Below are 15,021 nucleotides of genomic sequence, written 5' to 3'. Positions count from 1 at the left end.
CAGGCTGTTGAAATTCCCATTTCAACGGCCTGATAACGCGAGACATCCCTGTGTGGCGATCACGGGCTGCTGAAAAGCGAGTTTCAACCGCCGGCTCAACGCGCCGGCCCGGTCAATTGCCTGCGGGTACTCCGTTGCCGGTGCCCGGCGGCGCAGGCAGCCGATACAGATAGTGCATGTCTTCAAATAGCGCCTTGTCATTGTCCTGCACGAAGGCCTGCAAATGTCGCTGCGACGCGGAAAGGTGCACGGTCGAAAACCACTTTCGCTGCTCGATGTTGCCAGCGAGGGCGCCGTCCGACACCGCTTGTTCCACCGTCGTCTGCCGGATCACGGCGATGCCGAGCCGGTCATCGGTCAGCGTGTACTTGACGAACAGGTAGCCGTCTTCGGCGCTTTCCTTTGTGTCGGACCACTTCAGATTCAGATACGTATGGTCGCCGACCGTCGAATTGTGCCCGTGCAGCCCGGAAAGCTTCATCACGCCGTCGGCGTTCCACTCGACCATCATGACGCGCAGCTCGTCGGCCTGTTCGTTGCGCCCGATGTGGACGTAGCCCGTTTCGTTTGGTTCCGTCCAGTACCAAGTGCCGATCAGTTTCGCGTCCAACGCCTGTTCGCCCGGCGCGGTCAGCGCGTGCTCTGACGTCGGTACGCAGGCCGACAGTAGGACAACCACAACAACGAGAGGCAGATGCCGCAAGGTACTCATTTCCGGCCTCATACATGCGTGGCTGTCGCGGATCACAGCGACCGTATCACCGCTTCGTAGTCTGGTTCCTGCGCGATCTCTGGCACGAGTTCGTTGTGGATCACCTTGCCGTCCTCGTCGATGACCACCACGGCGCGTGCGAGCAGTCCGCCGAGCCGGCCCTCGTGCATGTACACTCCGTAATCCTTGCCGAATTCGGGTGAGCGATACACGGAGGCCGAGTCCACGTTGTGAATGCCCTCAGCCGCGCAGAAGCGCTTCAGCGCAAACGGCAGGTCCGCAGAGACGTTCAACACGAGCGTGTTTGGCATCGCGCTCGCCCGTTCGTTGAACTGGCGAACGGACTTTGCACAGGTCGGCGTGTCGATGCTCGGAAAGATGTTCAGCACCACACGGCTGCCGGCGTAGTCTTCCAGCGTGACCGGCGTGAGGTCGGCGCGGTGCAGCCGGAAGGCTGGGGCGGCGCTGCCGACGTCCGGCAGTTCACCGTGGGTTTCGACCATTTCGCCGCGGGAGGAGATCGTCGCCATGGGGATTCCTTGGAGGGTTCTTGCCGATGGGCTAACTCTAGCCCGTCGGCAGCCGATTGGGCAGTGCCGCGCGGCTGTCCTATCATGCGGGGACGACCCGCCCGTCAGAGGCGGGCAGTTCACCACTGGAGTGCGGCATGGCCAGAGCCCTGTACCACTACATCGATGGCGCCCGGGTAGAAGGCGCTAGCGGTCGTTTCGGCGAGGTGTATGACCCCGCCACCGGCGCGGTCGCGGCACGGGTGCCGCTCGCCTCCGGAGCGGAAATCGCAAACGCCGTGGCCACGGCGGCCGCCGCGTTCCCGGGCTGGCGCGACACCACGCCGCTCAAGCGCGCGGCCGTGCTGTTCCGCTTCAAGGAACTGCTCGAACAGCATGCCGACGAACTGGTCGGACTGATTTCCGCCGAACACGGCAAGGTGCCGGCCGACGCGCGCGGCTCACTGGCGCGCGGCATCGAGGTCGTCGAGTTCGCATGTGGCGCGCCGCATCTGCTCAAGGGCACGTTCTCGGAGAACGTCGGCACCAACGTCGACAGCCACTCGGTGCGCCAGCCGCTCGGCGTCTGTGTGGGGATCACGCCGTTCAACTTCCCGGCGATGGTGCCGATGTGGATGTTCCCGATGGCCATCGCCTGCGGGAACTGCTTCGTGCTGAAGGTCTCCGAGCGGGTGCCGTCCACGGCCCTGCGACTCGCCGAATTGTTCAGCGAGGCGGGACTGCCACCCGGCGTGCTGAATGTCGTCAATGGCGATCGCGAGGCGGTGGACGCGCTGCTGACCCATCCCGACGTCGCGGCGATCAGCTTCGTGGGTTCCACGCCGGTGGCCGAGCACGTCTATCGAACCGGCACGGCGCACGGCAAGCGCGTGCAGGCCCTTGGCGGCGCCAAGAACCACATGGTCGTGATGCCCGACGCGGACCTCGACCAGGCCGCCGACGCGCTCATGGGCGCGGCCTACGGCTCCGCCGGCGAGCGCTGCATGGCGATCTCGGTCGCGGTGGCCGTCGGCGACGATACTGCCGACGCGCTGATCGGGCGCCTGGCGCCACGGGTTCAGGCGCTGAAGGTCGGCCCGGCCAGCGACCCCGCCGCCGAGATGGGCCCGCTGGTCACCCGCGCCCACTTCGAACGCGTGAAGGGCTACGTGGACCTCGGCGTCGATGAGGGCGCAATTCTCGTGGTCGATGGCCGCGGCATTGCGGTCGATGGTCACCCGGAGGGCTTCTACCTCGGCGGTTGCCTGTTCGATCGGGTGACGCCGGACATGCGCATCTACAGGGAGGAGATCTTCGGGCCGGTGCTCGTCGTCGTGCGCGTGGCGGACTTCGAGCAGGCGCTGGCCCTGGTCAACGCCCACGAGTACGGCAACGGCACGGCGATCTTCACCCGCGACGGTGACAGCGCACGCAGCTTCAGTTCGCGTGTGCAGGCCGGCATGGTTGGCGTCAATGTGCCAATTCCCGTGCCGATGGCCTTCCACAGCTTCGGCGGCTGGAAGCGTTCGCTGTTCGGTGACCTCCACATGCACGGCACCGAGGGTGTGCAGTTCTACACGCGGCTGAAAACCATCACCTCGCGCTGGCCGACCGGCATCCGCGCGGGCGCCGACTTCCACATGCCGACGATGAAATAACGCAGAGCGAGACCAGCCTATGAGCAAGATCGGATTCATCGGTACCGGGATCATGGGCCGGCACATGGCGGGGCACCTTCAGGCCGCGGGGCACGAGCTTCTGCTGTGCCGGCATCGTTCTGCGCTGCCGGAAGAACTCGTTGCGGGCGGCGCGACCGTCTGCGCCAGCCGGCGCGAGCTGGCCGCGCAGGCCGAGGTCGTCATCACAATCGTGCCGGACACCCCGCAGGTCGCCGAGGTGCTGTTCGGCGACGATGGCATTGCCCCGGCGCTGAAGCCCGGCACGCTGGTCATCGACATGAGTTCGATCTCGCCGATCGAGACGAAGGATTTCGCGCGGCGGATACAGTCAGCCGGCTGTGACTACCTGGACGCGCCGGTCTCCGGCGGTGAGGTCGGCGCGAAGGCCGCGACACTGACCATCATGGTGGGCGGCAGCGAGGCCGCGTTCGAGCGCGCGCGGCCGCTGTTCGAGGTCATGGGCAAGAACATTACCCTAGTCGGTGACAGCGGCGCCGGGCAGACCTGCAAGGTTGCCAACCAGATCATCGTCGCGCTGAATATCGAGGCCGTCGCCGAGGCGCTGCTGTTCGCCTCGAAGGCCGGCGTCGATCCGGCGCGCGTGCGCGAGGCGCTGATGGGCGGGTTCGCGAACTCGAAGATTCTCGAGGTCCACGGCGAACGCATGATCCGGCGCACCTTCAATCCTGGGTTTCGCATCGAACTGCACCAGAAGGACCTGAACCTGGCGCTTTCGGGCGCCCGTGCCCTGGGCCTCAGCCTGCCGAACACCGCCACGGCACAGGAGCTGTTCAACGCCTGCGCCGGCCAGGGCTGGTCCGGCCTAGACCACTCCGCCATGGCACGCGCGCTGGAACTGCTCGCCGCCCACGAGATCTGCTGAGGAAAAAAGACCATGCCCACCATCCGCGCGACCGTCACCCAGCTCGACCATTCCGCATCCAGGGCCGAGGTGCGCGGGCACACGCTTACAATCGACCGGCCCGAGGCCAAGGGCGGACAGAACAAGGGCCCGATGGGGGGCGAGGTGCTGCTGATGGGGTTTGGCGGCTGCTTCATGAGCACCCTGCTGGCCGCGGCGCTTGCCCGTGGAATCTCCCTCAGCGGCGTCCGCGCGGAGATCGAGGGCGATCTCGCCGATGATGCCCCGCCGCGCTATCTCGCCATCCGCATGCGGGTTTCGGGAACCTGCGAACCGGCGGCCGAATTCCAGAAACTGGTCACCATCGCAGAGCGTGGCTGCATTGTGGCGAACACGCTGCGCGCGGCCGTGGACCTCAGCGTGGAGCTGGTGACCTGATCGCGCGCGACGGAAAACTTGCGCACCACTTTGCAACGTGGTGTCTATACTTTCCCGAGTGACCGCCGCCCGTCAGGGAACGGCCACCCCTGCCGAGGCGCCGCCGGCACCCGGCGCGAATGAGCGAAACAACGGGCCCGCCGGCGGCCGCAATAACACCAAGTCGTTGGAGGATGTGATGAGTGATCTGAAACAAGACACCGCGGAGAAGGTCCCCGGCTCCGCGGAAGGCGAGTCCCGCCGCAAATTTCTGAAAGGCGGCGCCGCCGTCGCGGCGGGCGTTGCGGCCGCGTCCGTCGGCGCCCCGGCGATCGTCCGGGCCGCCAAGCCGGTGGTCGTGAAGATGCAGACCTCGTGGCCGGCATCGGACATCTGGATGGATTTCGCGCGTGAGTACACCTCGCGCGTGGAACGCATGTCCGGTGGGCGACTGAAGATCGATCTGCTGCCCTCGGGCGCGGTCGTGAAGGCCTTCCAGGTGCTGGATGCGGTCAACGACGGTGTGCTGGACGCCGCGCACACGGTGCCGGTGTACTGGTACGGCAAGCACAAGGCCGCGTCACTGTTTGGCACCGGTCCGGTGTTCGGCGGAAGCGCCACGACCATGCTGTCGTGGTTCTACGCCGGTGGCGGCAAGGAACTCTACCGCGAGCTGACCCAGGACATCATGGGCCTGAACGTCTATGGCTTCTATGGCTTCCCGATGTTCGCGCAGCCGTTCGGCTGGTTCAAGAAGCCGGTTACGAAGGCCGCCGAACTGCAGGGCTTCAAGTACCGCACCGTCGGGCTTGCGGCCGACCTGATGCAGAAGCTCGGCATGAGCGTTGCACAGCTGCCCGGTGGCGAGATCGTGCCGGCGATGGAGCGTGGCGTCATCGACGCGTTCGAGTTCAACAACCCGTCTTCCGACATGCGGTTCGGTGCGCAGGACGTAGCGAAGTACTACTACCTGTCTTCGTACCACCAGGCCAGCGAATCGTTCGAGTTCCTGTTCAACAAGGACTTCTTCGACGGCTTGGACGACGATCTCAAGGCCATTCTGCAATATGGCGTCGAGGCCGCGAGCACGTCCAACACCGCCAGCGCGATGGACAACTACTCGGCTGACCTGCAAAAGCTGCAGAAAGACAACGGTGTCAACGTCGAGCGTACCTCCAAGGAGATTCTCGACGCCCAGCTCAAGGCCTGGGATCAGCTGATTCCGGAGCTGGAGAAGGACGCCTTCATCAAGAAGGTGCTCGACAGCCAGCGCGCCTGGGTCGAACGGGTCGTGTTCTATGAAATCATGAACGCGCCGGACTATGCGCTTGCGTATGACCATTACTTCCCCGGAAAGCTGAAGCTTTGATCTGACATCCGGATCGGCCGGCCCGGCCGCGGCGAATTCCGCTGTGAAGTCGTCGCGAGTCCGGGCCGAGGCATTTAGGGAAACTCTGAAAATTCCTGAGTTTCCCGCGGCCCATGGACGTGCTGCTCTGGCAATTTAGGGATGGATTGATCAGAGATTCCATAGAAAATCGGAGTAGAGGCGTTGCTTGGCTATATCGCGTTTGCGGATCGCCTGTCGGCCTGGTTCGGCAAGGCGTTCGCATGGCTGATTCTCGTGATGGCCGTCGGCGTGGGCTGGGAGGTGCTGGTCCGCTACGGGTTCAACGCACCGACGAGTTGGGCGTTCGATCTGTCGTACATCACCTACGGCACGCTGTTCATGATGGGCGGTGCCTACACGCTGTCGCGCGGTGGTCATGTGCGCGGCGATTTCGTCTATCGACTGTGGAAGCCGCGCACGCAGGCGCGTGTCGAGCTGATCCTGTATTTCCTGTTTTTCTTTCCCGGCGTGCTGGCGCTGATCATCTCGGGCTGGAAGTACACCGAGCGATCATGGCGTTATCTTGAGGTCAGCGTGAACAGTCCGGCGGGCATTCCCATCTTCCAGTTCAAGGCGGTCATCGTCGCCGCCGGCGTGCTGCTGCTGATCCAGGGCATCGCGCAGGTGTTCCGCTGCATCATCTGCATGCGTACTGGTGAATGGGTGCTGGCCGCCGAGGACATCGAGGAAACCGAGGTCCAGCTGGCGCGTCAGCAGAACGCCGAGCCGGGGCACTTCGCGACCGGTACGGCGCGTGAGGACGGCGCCGACCTTCGCGAAGAATACAAAGACCAACTGGAGCGCTGAGAGATGTCCGACCCGGTAATTGCGCTCGTCATGCTGGGCATCTTTCTGTTCATCATCCTGCTCGGTTTTCCCGTCGCCTTCACACTCATGGCAATGGGCATCATGTTCGGTTATTACGCGTATTTCGACGCGGACCGCATGTGGCGGGCCTACGATCGCGCAGTGGATGCCGGCGCCGACCAGTGGACACAGAGCGAGTTGTGGATAGACGGTCTGTTCAACAACCGGATATTCGATCTGTTCGTCAACCAGACCTACTCGGTCATGTCGAACGACGTGCTCACGGCGGTGCCGCTGTTTCTGTTCATGGGCTACATCGTCGAGCGAGCGAACATCGTTGCGAGGCTGTTTCATACGCTGAACATCGCCGCGCGCCGGGTCCCGGGTTCAATGGCGGTTGCCGCGCTGATCACCTGCACGCTGTTCGCGACCGCGACGGGCATCGTCGGTGCGGTGGTCACGCTGATGGGCCTGCTGGCGTTTCCGGCGATGCTGAAGGCGCGCTACGATACGAGTCTCGCCTGCGGCGTGATCTGTGCCGGCGGCACGCTCGGCATCCTGATCCCGCCATCTATCATGCTGATCGTGTATGCGGCGGCCTCCGGCGTGTCCATCGTCAAGCTCTACGCCGGCGCGCTGTTGCCCGGTCTGCTGCTTGCGGGCCTGTACATGGTCTACGTCGTCGGGCGTTCGATGCTCCAACCGCAGCTGGCTCCGAAGCCGACGAAGGAGGAAGTGGGCGAGTACTCCGTCGGCCAGATCGTCTGGCAGCTGCTGACTTCGTTTTTTCCGCTGGCGTTTCTGATTCTAGCGGTACTGGGTGCGATCCTGTTCGGGCTTGCGACACCATCGGAGGCCGCGGCGGTCGGCGCGCTGGGCGGCCTGTTGCTGACCTTCGCCTATCGCGCCTTCACCTGGCAGCGGCTGCGCGAATCGGTGTATCTCACGGTGCGCACCTCGGCGATGGTGTGCTGGCTGTTCGTGGGCTCGTGGACGTTTTCGTCGGTGTTCTCGTATCTGGGCGGCGAGCAGATCATCTCGGATTTCGTCACCGGGCTCGACATGTCGCCGATCATGTTCCTGATCCTCGCGCAGCTGATCATCTTCCTGCTCGGCTGGCCGCTGGAATGGTCGGAGATCATCATCATCTTCGTCCCGATCTTCCTCCCGCTGCTGCCACATTTCGGCATCGATCCGCTGTTCTTCGGCATTCTGGTCGCACTGAACCTGCAAAGCTCGTTCTTGACGCCGCCAATGGCGATGTCGGCGTACTACCTAAAGGGCATCGCGCCACCGCATGTGCAGCTTGTCGAGATCTTTCGCGGCTGCTATCCGTATCTGGCGATGGTGCTGCTGGCCATGATCGTTCTCTATGTGTTTCCGCAGATCGCGTTCTGGCTGCCGGACCTGATCTATGGGCACTGATTCGCCACGACACGCTTGCGATCGCTGACCAGTGGCCGTTGATCAATCGACAGGCGCGCTCGAGCTTCGCGAGCGCATCGCCCGCGGTGAACTGAGCGCCGTCGACGTTACGGCCGCAAGCCTCGCACGCATACGCGAGCGTGAGCCGTTGTTACACGCCTGGGCGCATCTGGATGAAAGTCACGCCATGGCACAGGCACGGGCGCTCGATGCGCACCGCGCGAGCGGCCGACCGATCGGACCGCTGCACGGGCTGCCCGTGGGCATCAAGGACATCATCGACACCGCCGATCTGCCGACGGAAAACGGCAATGCGCTGGATGCGGGCCGCAGGCCCGGCGCGGACGCCACCGTGGTCTCGCGCCTGCGTGCGGCGGGTGCGGTGATCCTCGGCAAGACCGTCACCGCCGAGTGCGCTTATCTGGCGCCGGGTGCGACGCGCAATCCGCATGATCCAGCGCACACACCGGGCGGCTCCTCCTCGGGCTCGGCGTCCGCCGTCGCCGATGGCATGGTGCCGCTCGCGCTCGGCACGCAGACCGGCGGTTCGGTCATTCGGCCGGCGTCGTATTGCGGTGTCGTCGGCTTCAAGCCGACGTTTGGATTGCTGCCGCGCACGGGCTTGCTGCGCACTTCGCGCCGGCTGGACACGCTCGGAGCGTTCGGACGGTCCGTCGCGGATGTGGCTCTGATTACGGACGTCCTCGCTGGCTTTGATCGCGGCGATCCGGACACGCGGCCCGCTGCGCCGCCGGGTCTGCTGGCGACCGCGCTGAGCGAGCCGCCGGTCGCGCCGCAGTTCGCGTTCGTGAAGACCGCGGTGTGGGAGCAGATCGATGCGGATTGCGCCGAAGGGTTCGCGGAACTGGTTGCGGCCCTCGGCGAGCAATGCGACGAGGTGGAGCTGCCGCGCGTGTTCGCGGAGGCGGCGCCCGCGCACCGGCGCATCATGCATGCGGAGATCGCGCACAACCTGCGCCACTACCATGCCCATGGCGCGGAAAAACTTGCGCCGCAGACGCGGGCCGGCATCGAGGAAGGACGAACGATCGCCGCGGCCGACTACCTCGCCGCACTCGACTGGCGCGAACCGTTGTACTCGGCACTCGAGGAGGTGTTCGCGCGCTATGACGCAATCATCACGCCGGCCGCGCCCGGCGCGGCACCGCACGGAATCGAAAGCACCGGAAGCGCCGCATTCAACGTGCTATGGTCATTACTGGGTGTGCCGGCGGTGAGCGTTCCGCTGCTCATTGCGGCCAACGGCCTGCCGATCGGCGTGCAGATCGTGGGCCGGCGTAATGAAGACGGACGCCTGCTGCGCACCGCGCGCTGGCTAGACAGGTTTCTCGAAGTCTGACTCTTACTCCGGAGGCCGGACGGTGACCGACAAGATCATGGCATTCCTGGCGCTGGCGACGATGATCGGGTTTCTCGCGATCGTGGCTTGGTTCGTGCCCGACATCGATCTCATCCTGGTCATCGGCTTCGTTTCGCTGCTTGCCGTTTACGACTTCTGGCGAACCTTCCGCGAGCGTCGCGGCACGAAAGCCTCACGCTAGGCCAGCCGGTCGCGGGGTTCGCGCCCGGCCACGATCGCATCCAGGTTGTCCAGCACCCGGAATCCCATCGCGTCGCGGGTCTCGCGCGCAGCGCTGCCGATATGCGGCAGCAGGAACGCATTTTCGATGTCGCGATAGCGCGGATCGATGTTCGGCTCGTTGTTGAACACATCAAGCCCCGCCGCAAACAGCTTGCCGGATTTCAGTGCCGCGATCAGGGCGTCGTCATCGATCACCGCGCCGCGCGCGGTGTTCACGACCACGGCGTCATCCGGCAGCAGCGCGATGCGTTCGGCATTCAGCAGGCCGCGGGTCTCGGCAGTCGCCGGGCTGTGGATGGACAGAAACTGGCTGACACCGAGCAGGCTTTCCACGGACCCGTGATAGGTCGCACCCGCCTCGGTCGCCGGGTCCAGTCGGTGACGGTTGTAGTAATGGATCTCCATGTCGAAGCCTCGGGCGCGACGTGCGAGCACCTGGCCGACCCGTCCCATGCCCAGGATGCCCAGGCGCTTGCCGGTGATCTCCAGGCCGAGATTGGCGGTCGGACTCCACTCGGCCCAGGTGTTCGTGCGCAGCATGTGCGCTCCTTCGTGTGCGCGGCGCGCGGCCGCCAGCAGCAGGAGCATGGCGATCTCCGCGGTCGCATTACTCAGTACATCGGGTGTGTTCGTCACGATGATGCCGCGCGCGCGTGCCGCCGTGAGGTCGATGTGATCGTGGCCGACCGAGTAGGTGCAGATCGCCCGAACGGTCTCGGGAAGCTCGGCGACCACACCGGCATCCATGCGTTCGGTGTGGCAGGGAATGACCGCCACCGCATCCGTCGACAAGGCCAGCAGCCGGTCACGTGGGTAGACCTGGTCATCGGGGTTCAGACGTGGGTCGTAGTCGCGCCTGAGGCGCGCTTCGACCGCATCCGGGAGGCGGCGGGTCACCAGTACGATGGGCTTCGCGGGCATTGCGGTTTCTCCGGGTGTGGCAGGCCGGGCTGAGTTCGGGGATTACCCGGCAACGATAGCAGCGCACGGGCGCATTCAACGGTCGAATCTGCCGTATCCACAGAGGCCGCGTCGCAGCGTTCGGGATGGATCCCGCTCCCTTGATCCAGCGCAAACCCGGGCGTAGGGTCATGGGTTTAACATCAACGATGTCAGTTTGATGACAGGCGCGCGGCCCCGCAAGACTCCGGCGCGGGCCTTGCGTCGCTGGCGCCTCCGCGACCTGATGGGTGAACGACATGGATAAATCCGCCGAGAACAAGAGCGAAGCCACTGACACCGCGGCCAAGCCCGCCGCAACGAGCGAACCCGCCGCCGCTCCGACACCCGAACCGGGCAAGCCCGGCGCCAAGCGCCGTGCCCGAAAGGCCGCGGAACCCGGAAATGGCGCGGCGCACCCTTCGCGCGCGCATGAGCTGGCCGACATGCGTCACGACGCGGACGCGATCCGCCGCGCGTTCGAGACCGGCGAGTATCCCTACCGCAGCAGGCTGCGGCGCGCGCACTACGAGGAGCACAAGGCCGAATTGCAGGTCGAGCTGCTGAAGATTCAGAAGTGGGTCAAGGAAACGGGGCAGAAGATCGTTGTGATCTTCGAGGGTCGCGACGCGGCCGGCAAGGGCGGCACGATCAAGCGCTTCATGGAACACCTGAACCCGCGCGGCGCGAAGGTCATTGCACTCGACAAACCGACCGACGAGGAGCGCACGCAGTGGTATTTCCAGCGCTACATCAAGCATCTGCCGTCCGCGGGCGAGATGGTGTTCTTCGACCGCTCCTGGTACAACCGCGCCGGCGTCGAGCGCGTGATGGGTTTCTGCACGCCGAACGAGTATCTGGAGTTCATGCGCCAGTGCCCGGAACTGGAGCAGATGCTCGTGCGCTCCGGCATCCGGCTGTTCAAGTACTGGTTCTCGGTCACGCAGGACGAGCAGTCGCGCCGTTTCACGGCGCGCAAGGGCGATCCGCTCAAGCACTGGAAGCTTTCGCCGATCGACCAGGCGTCCCTGAACCGTTGGGACGACTACACCGAGGCCAAGGAGGCGATGTTCTTCTATACGGATACGGCCGACTCGCCGTGGATCATCGTCAAATCCGATGACAAGAAGCGTGCGCGCCTGAACTGCATGCAGCATTTCCTGTCGTCGCTGCCCTATCCGGATCGTGACAAGTCCGTGGTCCGTGGGCCGGACCCTCTGATCGTCGGCGCCGGGCGCCAGGTCGTGCACGCGAGCGAACACATCCTCGGCAAGAGCCTGCATCCGGGGCAGCGCCGGTCCAGCAGCGAGTGAGCGGGTGTGGCGCCGCGCGCGCGGGCGCGCGGCGTCGACGAAGTCTCAGGCCCGGCGGGTGACGGTCACGTCGATCGCGCCCGCGTTGTTGCCATAGCGCGATTTCAGATCGTTCGCGAACAGCCACAGATCGGCGTCACGGGTCGCGGTGAATTCCATGCCATCGACGGCGTCGCCGAGGCGAACGAGTTCGTCGTCCTCGTCGCCGTAGGCGCCGACCAGTTCGAACCAGTCCGCCAGCGGTTCGCGGCGGTTGTCCTCGAACCACTCGACGATCTTCTCCTTGACCCAGCCGAGTTGCTCGGATTTCCAGCCACGGGCATCACAGGGTTCCAGATCGCCATCCTTCCACGTCCCTTCGGCCTTGACGTGGTAGCGCGCGCCGCGCTCGAGCGTTACGCCGGACCAGTTGTACTGCTGTTCGGCCAGTACGCTGGTCGTGTGCGACTCGCCGATGGCGAGTATCAGGCCCGGCGCGCTCGGATCGATGCTGTCGCCGGGCTGCTGAGCGCGTCGCGGGTCGCGCTGCGGATCCTTGTTCTCGCTGACAATCGCAAAGCGATCGATCTTCGCGTATTTCACCTGCGTGCGTTTCGCCGCATCGATCGGCAGGCCGACGCCAACGGCCTTGTCGAGCATCCATTGCAGCGCGATGTTCGAACGGTCGGGATTGCGGTTGCCACCGCCGATGTCGCTGTGCACGCCGCGGAACCAGCGCTCCTCGACGAAATCGCGTGAGTTGTCTGGGTCCAGCCGCGTCAGTCCGAAGGTTTCGCGGCGCTCGTCCAGCGCCATCGCATGGAAGCAGTGCCGGACGTTGCGCTCGACGTGGTCGATCTCCCAGCCGAGGTTGATGGCCTGGAAATTGACGATGGTGTCGACATTAAGCCCGAACGAGCCAACGATGTCCCAGACTCCAAGGAAGCGGATCGGTGCCTGCGCGCCGTCGATGTGCGTGCCATCGGGCAATTCGATGCCCTTTGTGGCGATCAGGTTCGCGAAGTGCACCGCCAGCGCGGCGCCACGACTGAAGCCGACGATATCGATTTCGTGGTCGCCCGCAGCCCATTGTTTGCCCAGCGCCTCGTGCATCTCGCGGATGCGCGTATGTCCGCCGGCGCCGAACAGGCCGCCGATCGCGCGCCCGATCGCGCCCATGCGCGTGCCGACCCCCGACAGGTAAAAGGATTGCCTGGTGTACAGCTCCTTGAACCGGACGACATTGGAGTCTTCCGCGTCGTCGTCTGCATCGGTGTTCCAGGTGCCGTCGAATGCATACAGTGCCATGATCGCCTCCTTGGGCTTGGCTGAAAGGAAATGCGACGGGGGTCGCGATGGCTGGCGGCGCTTACGTTGCGGACGCCTCGCCGTGAACGGTTACGGTGATGCGCCGGGTGTGCGCAGCGCTGCGATGTTCCCACAGATACACGCCCTGCCAGGTGCCGAGCGCCAGGCGCGCGCCGCTTACGGGCAGCGTCAGCTCGCTGCCCGCAATCATGGTGCGCACATGCGCGCTCATGTCGTCTGGCCCTTCTTCATCATGACCGAAGGTCGGGTCGCCGTCGGGTGCGATGCGCGCCATGAAGGTCTCCAGATCGCGCCGTACCTGCGGATCGGCATTCTCGGTCAGCAGCAGCGAGGCACTGGTGTGGTGGCAGAACACATGGCACAGCCCGGTCAGGACCCCGCTGTCACGCACGACCCCGGCGACACTCGAAGTCAGTTCATGGCTGCCGCGCCCCCGGGTGCGGTGCGTGAAGCTATCCTGTCTGAAACGTGGGGCCATGACACCTCAGTCTACGTCAGCCGCAGTGGTTACGGGACCCGGAATGCAGAGCTTCGATGCACATCGATGAAATCAACCAGTTGCGGTCGGCGCTCGGCAGGGATGCGGCCGATGTCGACCTCGTGGAAACGCACATCTCCTGGGTGCTGCTTGCTGGCACCGACGCATGGAAGATCAAAAAGCCGGTGAACTTTGGCTTCGTGGACTTCAGCACACCGGAGCTGCGTGCACGCGCATGCGCGGACGAACTGCGGCTGAACCGACGGCTCGCGCCCGAGCTCTATCTGGGCGTCGTTTCCGTAGTCGCACGCAACGGCACCCTTGCGATCGGCGGGGCCGGCCGGTTCGTGGAATATGCGGTGCACATGCGCCGGTTCGATCACGCCTGCGTGGCGAGCGACCTCGCGGACCGCGGCGCACTGCGCGCAGACCAGCTCGATGCCTTCGCCGCCGATCTGGCCAGGTTCCACGCAAGCCTTCCGCCAAGTGACGCGCAGTGTCCGTTTGGAAAGCCGGACGACCTACAGGCGCGCACGCTGGAGAATTTCGAGCCGATCCAATCCAGACTTGGCGGGTCAGGCGAGCTTGCGAGCCTGCGTGAACGGCTGACCGGGTGCTTCGATGCGCTGGCCGAGCGGATGGAGCGGCGTCGCGCCGATGGATTTGTCCGTGAATGTCACGGCGATCTGCATCTCGGCAATCTGGTCGAGTGGGGCGGTCGGCTGCTGGCATTCGATTGCCTGGAGTTCAACGCCGCGTTGCGCTGGGGCGACGTCGCCGCGGAGATCGCGTTTCCGTACATGGACCTCATGGCGCGGGGACACCCGCGAATGGCATGGCGTTTCCTCGACCGGTATCTCGCCCGATCCGGTGACTACGCGGCGCTGGGTCTGCTCGGATATTGCTCGGCCTATCGTGCGCTGGTGCGTGCGAAGGTTGCCGCTTTGTCGGCGACCGATGGCGACCCCGCCACCGGCGGGATTCGTCACTATGTCGAACTGGCGCGCGAATTCGTGCGTCCGAGGCGCGGCGCGCTGGTGTTCATGCACGGCGTATCGGGTTCGGGAAAATCCGTCGTCGCCGATGAAATCGCGCAACGACTGGGCGGTGTGCGCATCCGTGCGGACGTAGAACGCAAGCGCTTGGCGGGTCGTGATGCAGGTGACCGGCTGGAGCCGGAGTTCTATACAGACCAATGGCATAGCCGCACCATGCAGCGTCTGCTCGATCTGGGCCTCGCGGTCGCCGCGGCGGGATATGTGGCCGTTCTAGACGCGACCTGGCTCGACCCGCAGGCGCGGGCGAATGCGATCGATCAGGTCCGGGCGCGAGGTGTGTCTTGCGCGATCGTGTCCGTGCATGCTGACGTCGACACCTTGCGCGAGCGCGTGGCCGCGCGCAGCGGTCTCGGCAACGATCCCTCGGATGCGGATCTCGCCGTACTCGAGGCACAGCTCGCCGGCTTCACTCCGCTGACCTGCGACGAAGCCGGTTACGCGTTGACGGTGGATACCTGTGACGGCCGGCTCGACTACGATGAACTCGCCGTTCAACTTCGCCGCCTGATCGAATGACGCTT

Annotated in this window: 15 protein-coding genes; 10 read left to right on the top strand and 5 right to left on the bottom strand. The window is 64.9% G+C overall.

The genetic code is table 11. The features are described 5' to 3' along the window. Positions 1-112: 112 nt before the first annotated feature. Positions 113-748: a hypothetical protein gene (locus tag KDG50_06295; GenBank protein ID MCB1865022.1), complete on the bottom strand. Its 636-nt coding sequence runs from the start codon at positions 746-748 to the stop codon at positions 113-115. Next, on the bottom strand, positions 745-1,242 hold the full coding sequence (gene tpx / locus KDG50_06290; protein ID MCB1865021.1) for a thiol peroxidase: 498 nt from the start codon (positions 1,240-1,242) through the stop codon (positions 745-747). Before tpx ends, KDG50_06295 begins: the two co-directional genes overlap by 4 nt. 137 nt (positions 1,243-1,379) lie before the next feature. On the opposite strand from tpx, the gene KDG50_06285 reads away from it, so the two are divergent. The 8 genes from KDG50_06285 to KDG50_06250 all read left to right on the top strand — a co-directional run bounded on the left by KDG50_06285 (position 1,380) and on the right by KDG50_06250 (position 9,363). Next, on the top strand, positions 1,380-2,879 hold the full coding sequence (locus tag KDG50_06285; protein MCB1865020.1) for a CoA-acylating methylmalonate-semialdehyde dehydrogenase: 1,500 nt from the start codon (positions 1,380-1,382) through the stop codon (positions 2,877-2,879). Between the two features lie 19 nt (positions 2,880-2,898). After that, a complete protein-coding gene (locus KDG50_06280) occupies positions 2,899-3,783 on the top strand; it encodes a 2-hydroxy-3-oxopropionate reductase (protein MCB1865019.1) in 885 nt (294 codons plus the stop codon). A gap of 12 nt (positions 3,784-3,795) precedes the next feature. Next, positions 3,796-4,200, top strand: coding sequence for an OsmC family protein (locus tag KDG50_06275; protein ID MCB1865018.1), 405 nt, complete (start codon positions 3,796-3,798; stop codon positions 4,198-4,200). 178 nt (positions 4,201-4,378) lie between these two features. Next, positions 4,379-5,548, top strand: coding sequence for a TRAP transporter substrate-binding protein (locus KDG50_06270; GenBank protein MCB1865017.1), 1,170 nt, complete (start codon positions 4,379-4,381; stop codon positions 5,546-5,548). Between the two features lie 183 nt (positions 5,549-5,731). Further along, a complete protein-coding gene (locus KDG50_06265; protein MCB1865016.1) occupies positions 5,732-6,376 on the top strand; it encodes a TRAP transporter small permease subunit in 645 nt (214 codons plus the stop codon). Positions 6,377-6,379: 3 nt separating this feature from the next. Then, a complete protein-coding gene (locus tag KDG50_06260) occupies positions 6,380-7,801 on the top strand; it encodes a TRAP transporter large permease subunit (GenBank protein ID MCB1865015.1) in 1,422 nt (473 codons plus the stop codon). Positions 7,802-7,832: 31 nt separating this feature from the next. Further along, positions 7,833-9,161: an amidase gene (locus KDG50_06255; GenBank protein MCB1865014.1), complete on the top strand. Its 1,329-nt coding sequence runs from the start codon at positions 7,833-7,835 to the stop codon at positions 9,159-9,161. 22 nt (positions 9,162-9,183) lie between these two features. Continuing rightward, entirely contained in the window at positions 9,184-9,363 is a 180-nt protein-coding gene (locus KDG50_06250) for a hypothetical protein (GenBank protein MCB1865013.1), read from the top strand. Here KDG50_06250 and KDG50_06245 read toward each other — a convergent pair. Continuing rightward, positions 9,360-10,325, bottom strand: coding sequence for a D-glycerate dehydrogenase (locus tag KDG50_06245; GenBank protein MCB1865012.1), 966 nt, complete (start codon positions 10,323-10,325; stop codon positions 9,360-9,362). The genes KDG50_06250 and KDG50_06245 overlap by 4 nt on opposite strands. A gap of 278 nt (positions 10,326-10,603) precedes the next feature. Here KDG50_06245 and ppk2 point away from each other — a divergent pair, with 278 nt between their 5' ends. Continuing rightward, positions 10,604-11,656, top strand: coding sequence for a polyphosphate kinase 2 (ppk2, locus tag KDG50_06240; protein MCB1865011.1), 1,053 nt, complete (start codon positions 10,604-10,606; stop codon positions 11,654-11,656). 45 nt (positions 11,657-11,701) lie between these two features. Here the strand turns inward: ppk2 and KDG50_06235 are convergent, their stop codons facing one another. Beyond that, the gene (locus KDG50_06235) at positions 11,702-12,943 is read right to left on the bottom strand and encodes a DUF2235 domain-containing protein (GenBank protein MCB1865010.1); all 1,242 of its coding nucleotides are present in this window, start codon (positions 12,941-12,943) and stop codon (positions 11,702-11,704) included. A 61-nt stretch (positions 12,944-13,004) separates the two neighbouring features. After that, positions 13,005-13,442 (bottom strand): secondary thiamine-phosphate synthase enzyme YjbQ, encoded by a 438-nt coding sequence (locus KDG50_06230; GenBank protein ID MCB1865009.1) that lies wholly within the window; start codon positions 13,440-13,442, stop codon positions 13,005-13,007. A gap of 56 nt (positions 13,443-13,498) precedes the next feature. Between KDG50_06230 and KDG50_06225 the strand changes: the two genes are divergently transcribed. Next, a complete protein-coding gene (locus tag KDG50_06225) occupies positions 13,499-15,016 on the top strand; it encodes an AAA family ATPase (protein MCB1865008.1) in 1,518 nt (505 codons plus the stop codon). Positions 15,017-15,021 lie beyond the last annotated feature (5 nt).

The organism is Chromatiales bacterium (assembly GCA_020445605.1).
Lineage (GTDB): Bacteria > Pseudomonadota > Gammaproteobacteria > JAGRGH01 > JAGRGH01 > JAGRGH01.
Note: the sequence above shows the minus strand (reverse complement) of the source record. Positions and strands in the feature narration are given on the sequence as shown.